Origin of the sequence: Paraconexibacter sp. (genome assembly GCF_041602235.1) — a bacterium.
GTDB lineage: Bacteria > Actinomycetota > Thermoleophilia > Solirubrobacterales > Solirubrobacteraceae > Paraconexibacter.
This window is the reverse complement of the sequence record NZ_JBFIGP010000288.1, coordinates 1-4800: the sequence shown is the minus strand read 5'-3', so window position 1 is coordinate 4800 and position 4800 is coordinate 1. Positions and strand designations below refer to the sequence as shown.

At 72.1% G+C, this 4800-nt stretch carries 3 protein-coding genes and 1 pseudogene; 3 read left to right on the top strand and 1 reads right to left on the bottom strand.

The genetic code is table 11. The features are described 5' to 3' along the window. A partial coding sequence (locus ABYE80_RS17270) for a uracil-DNA glycosylase (protein WP_372791547.1) occupies positions 1-414 on the bottom strand: 414 nt, incomplete at its 3' end. 145 nt (positions 415-559) lie between these two features. On the opposite strand from ABYE80_RS17270, the gene ABYE80_RS17265 reads away from it, so the two are divergent. From ABYE80_RS17265 to ABYE80_RS17255, 3 genes and pseudogenes are all read left to right on the top strand, one after another. Further along, a complete protein-coding gene (locus ABYE80_RS17265; RefSeq protein WP_372791546.1) occupies positions 560-2398 on the top strand; it encodes a DUF3556 domain-containing protein in 1839 nt (612 codons plus the stop codon). Continuing rightward, complete coding sequence (locus ABYE80_RS17260) at positions 2395-3864, top strand: phytoene desaturase family protein (RefSeq protein WP_372791545.1); 1470 nt, start codon at positions 2395-2397, stop codon at positions 3862-3864. Before ABYE80_RS17265 ends, ABYE80_RS17260 begins: the two co-directional genes overlap by 4 nt. A 57-nt stretch (positions 3865-3921) precedes the next feature. Further along, positions 3922-4800: pseudogene (locus ABYE80_RS17255) on the top strand (hypothetical protein); the annotation flags it as partial.

The following is a 4800-nucleotide window of genomic DNA, read 5'->3' as shown; positions in this document are numbered from 1 at the left end:
GTTGGGCCGGCCGGGCTCGACGGTCAACGCGCGGTTCAGGAGCACCACCCCGCGCTGGGCCCAGGGGGACAGGTCACCGGTCGACGGCGCCGGGTACCCGAGATCCTCGACGTACTCGCGGAAGATGTTGCGCAGGCTGGGGGGCAGCGGTCGCACGTCGGGCCCCACGGAGAACGAGAGGCCGACGGCGTGGCCGGGGGTGGGGTAGGGGTCCTGGCCGACGATCAGCACCCGGGCCTCGCCGAGGGGATGCGCGAACGCCCGCAGGATGTCCGGACCGGCGGGCAGGTAGCCCCGGCCCGCCGCGGCCTCCGCGCGCAGGAAGTCGCCGAGCGCGGAGATCCGGGGGGCGACGGGCTCCAGCGCCCGAGCCCAGGCGGGATCCACGGTGTCGGGGAGCGGTCGAGCGGCCATCGCGGCGAGGGTAGTCCGTGGATCGGCCGTCGGGCCTTTGTGACGCTGCACCAACCGCGGCGGGAACTTCGTCACAGCGCGCCATAGGAGACGACCGCCCTCGCGGCCTACGGTCGTGCGACCGCACCAGACGAGGAGAGAGAACATGGGATTGAAAGAAGGGGACTTCCCCCCGGTCGATCCGGCGACCTTCATGGACCAGCCGTACCGGGACCGCATCAAGGTCCTGTCGCGCCACTGGGCCGAGTACGGGTTCGGCGCGCCGAAGATCACGCCGCTGATCTACGTCGCGAAGCTGCTGGTCGTCTACGTCATCGGTGGTCTGCTGCTCGCCACGCTCACCACGGGCCTCGACCCGTTCGAGCCTGCCGTGTGGTGGGACCAGCCCATCATCTGGCAGAAGCTCGTCGTCTGGACGATGCTGCTGGAGGGCATCGGGCTGGCGGGCTCGTGGGGGCCCCTGGCCGGCAAGTTCAAGCCCATGACCGGCGGGATCCAGTACTGGGCACGCCCGGGCACCATCCGTCTCCCCCCGTGGCCCGAGCGGGTGCCCGGGACCCGGGGTGACGAGCGCACCCCGCTGGACGTCGCGCTGTACCTGGGCTTCCTCGGGTGCCTGGCGCTGGCGATCGCGCTGCCGGGGACCTCCGACTCCTCGCTGACGGCGGCCATCGGCGCCGGTAACGAGGGCCTGATCGCTCCGGGCGTCCTGATCGCCGCGATGGCGTTCCTCCTGCTGATCAGCCTGCGCGACAAGACGATCTTCATCGCGGCCCGCAGCGAGCAGTACCTGCCGGCGCTGGTCTTCTTCGCGTTCTTCCCGTTCGTCGACATGGTGGTCGCCGCGAAGATCCTCATCGTCTCGGTGTGGGTCGGTGCCGCCATCTCCAAGTTCGGCCGCCACTTCTCGAACGTCATCCCGCCGATGGTGTCCAACACCCCGTGGCTGACGTCCAAGGCGATCAAGCGGATGCACTACCGCAACTTCCCGGAGGACCTCCGGCCGTCCGAGAAGGCGGTCAGGCTGGCCCACGTCGGGGGCACGGCGGTGGAGCTCGCGACGCCGCTCGTCCTGCTCTTCACCACGAACGCGACGATCGCGCTGGTCGCCGCGTGCCTGATGATCGGCTTCCACGTCTTCATCACCTCGACGTTCCCCCTGGCCGTGCCGCTGGAGTGGAACGTGCTGTTCATGTACCTCACGGGGTTCCTGTTCCTGACCTACGCGAACGCCGACGGCTACGGCCTCGCCGACATGGATCCGGTGCTGCTCGCCGTGACGGTGGCGGGCGTCACGTTCTTCCCGATCCTCGGGAACAACCGGCCCGACCTGGTGTCGTTCCTCCCGTCGATGCGTCAGTACGCGGGCAACTGGGCCACGGCGATGTGGGCGTTCGCTCCCGGCGCTGAGGAGAAGCTGAACGCGCGGGTGAAGAAGCCCGCCAAGCAGCAGAAGCAGCAGCTCGACGAGATCTACGGCCCCGAGGCGGCGGCGGTCGTGATCGAGCAGACGCTCGGCTGGCGTGCGATGCACAGCCAGGGTCGCGCGCTCAACTCGATCATGATGAACACGCTCGGTCCGGACATCGACACCTACGATCTCCGGGAGGCCGAGTTCGCCTGCAACGCGCTCATCGGGTTCAACTTCGGTGACGGGCACCTCCACAGCCAGAAGATGCTCGAGGCCGTGCAGCGCCGCTGCCGGTTCGAGCCGGGCGAGTTCCTCGTCGTGTGGATCGAGTCGGAGGCGATCGGCCGCGGATTCCAGGAGTATTGGGTCATGGACGCCGCGGTGGGGATCGTCGAGCGGGGCCGCTACCAGGTGGCCGACTGCGTCGTGGAGCAGCCGTGGCTGCCCAACGGTCCGATCGCCACCGAGGTCACCTGGCGCCGGGCCGGGTACGAGCGGGTCCGCTACGAGCGTCCCGCCGCGACGCGGCCCACGAGCGACGGGCTGCGGCCCGAGCCGCAGGCGGTCGCGTGAGCGTCTCGGCCGTCGTCGTCGGCAGCGGGCCCAACGGGCTCGCTGCTGCGCTGACGCTGGCGGCCGAGGGCGTGCAGGTCCGCGTCCTCGAGATGGACGATCGGCTCGGTGGTGGCATGCGCAGCAGCGAGCTGACGCTGCCGGGCCTGCTGCACGACGAGTGCTCGGCGGCGCATCCGCTGGCGTTGGACACGCCGTTCTCTCGCCGCTTCGACCTCGCCGCCCACGGCCTGGAGTGGGCGTGGGCGGACGTCGAGTACTCCCACCCGCTCGACGGCGGGTCGGGAGCGGCGGTCCGCCGGTCGGTCGACGCCACGGCGGCCGGCCTGCCGGGGCGCGACGGCCGTCGGTGGCGCTCGCTGTTCGGACCGCTCACCGAGCGGTTCGACGACCTGATGGAGGAGATCGTCCAGCCCGTGCTGCACGTGCCGGCGCACCCGCTGAAGATGGCGCTCTTCGGCGCGTACTCCGCGCTGCCCGCCTCCCTGCTGACCCGGCGGTTCTCCACCCCCGAGGGACGGGCGCTGTTCGCAGGCGTGGCCGCGCACGCGTTCCGGCCCTTCGGATCCCCGATGTCCTCCGCGATCGGGGTGACCCTGGGGACCGCCGCCCACCGCTACGGCTGGCCCGTCGCCCGCGGCGGGTCCCAGTCGATCGCGCAGGCGATGATCTCCCTGCTGCGAGAGCACGGCGTCACGTTCGAGACCGGGGTCCACGTCACGGCGCTCGAGGAGCTCGAGGACCCGGACGTGGTCATGCTCGACGTCGCGCCGGAGGCCGCCGTCCGCATCGCCGGGGACCGCATGCCCCGCCGGGTGGCCCGGGCGCTCACGCGCTTCCGTCACGGGCCGGGCGCGTTCAAGGTCGAGTTCGCGGTCGACGGCGGCGTGCCCTGGACGCACGAGGACTCGCGCCTGGCCGGCACCGTGCACGTCGGCGGCTCGTTCGCGGAGATCGCCGCCGCCGAGAAGGACGTGGCGGCGGGCCGGATGCCGGCGCAGCCGTTCGTGCTCGTCTGCCAGCAGAGCCTTGCCGATCCTGGCCGGGCGAAGGACGGTGTGCACCCCGTGTACGCCTACGCGCACGTGCCCACCGGGTGGGACGGCGACGCGACGGCGCAGATCGAGGCGCAGATCGAGCGGTTCGCGCCGGGGTTCCGCGACCGCGTCCTCATGCGCCACGTGCGGTCCACCGTGGCGATGGAGGAGCACAACGTCAACTACGTGGGCGGCGACATCATCACGGGCGCCAACGATCCCCGCCAGATGGTGTTCCGCCCCCGGCCCGCGCTCGATCCGTACACGACGGGCATCCCGGGCGTCTACCTGTGCTCCGCCGCCACCCCGCCCGGCGCGGGCGCGCACGGCATGTGCGGATGGAACGCCGCCCACTCCGCGCTGCGGCGCCTGGACCCGTCCCGGGCAGCGGCGACCGAGCGCGAGCGGGAGTTCGTCGGAGGGTGGTGAGGTAGCGTGCCGGGCACACGGGGAGAGGCGGTGATGCCGGTTCCCGTGTGGCAGCCCATGAGCGCGGTCGGACAAGAACTGGAGAGGACCGCTCGGCGCCACGTCGCCGATCTCGCAGCCACGCTCGATCCCCTCGAGCTCGGGACCCGCATGGGGGACCACCTCGTGTCGGTGATCCCCGAGCTCGCCGACATCGCCGACGAGGACTTCCGCGCCGTCCTCGTCATGAGCTGCGCCGGCAACCTCGCCGCGATCCGCGAGGGGCTGATCACCGGCACCCCGGCGGACGACGCGACCCCGCCGCCGGACGCCACCGCCTGGGCCCATGAGCTCGTGCACCGGGGCAAGCCGCTCGCCGCGCTGCTGCGCGCGTACCGGCTCGGGCACTGGCTGTTCGAGCAGACCTTCGAGGAGGCCGCCTCCGAGATCGACCTCGAGCCCGACGTCCGGCTGCGGGTGCTCGCCGCGGCGTCCCAGCACTGCTTCGCCTACATCGACATCGTCTGCACCCAGCTGGTCGACGTCTACGAGCAGGAGCGCGAGCAGTGGTTGCGCGGCGCGGCCGCGGCGCAGGCCGAGCTGGTCCAGGCGATCCTGGCCGGCGAGCCCGTGGACGCCGCCGACGCCGCCGCGACCCTGCACTACGACGTGAGCGGACCGCAGACCGCGTTCATCGTCTGGGGAGACGCGCAGTCGCGACTGGTCCAGGGCACGTCGCCGTCCTCCGCCGCGCGGCGCCTGGCGGCGGAGCGGGGCGCTGCGCAGTGCCTGGTCGTGCCGGTCGGCGAGCACGCCGCGTGGGCGTGGACCTCGGGCGACGGGTGGGCAGACGCGCTTCCGACCCGCTCGGCGGTCATCGAGGACCGGTTCAACGTCGCCTTCGGCGGGACGCAGCAGGGGCTCGACGGGATGCGCCGATCGCACCGCGAGGCGCGC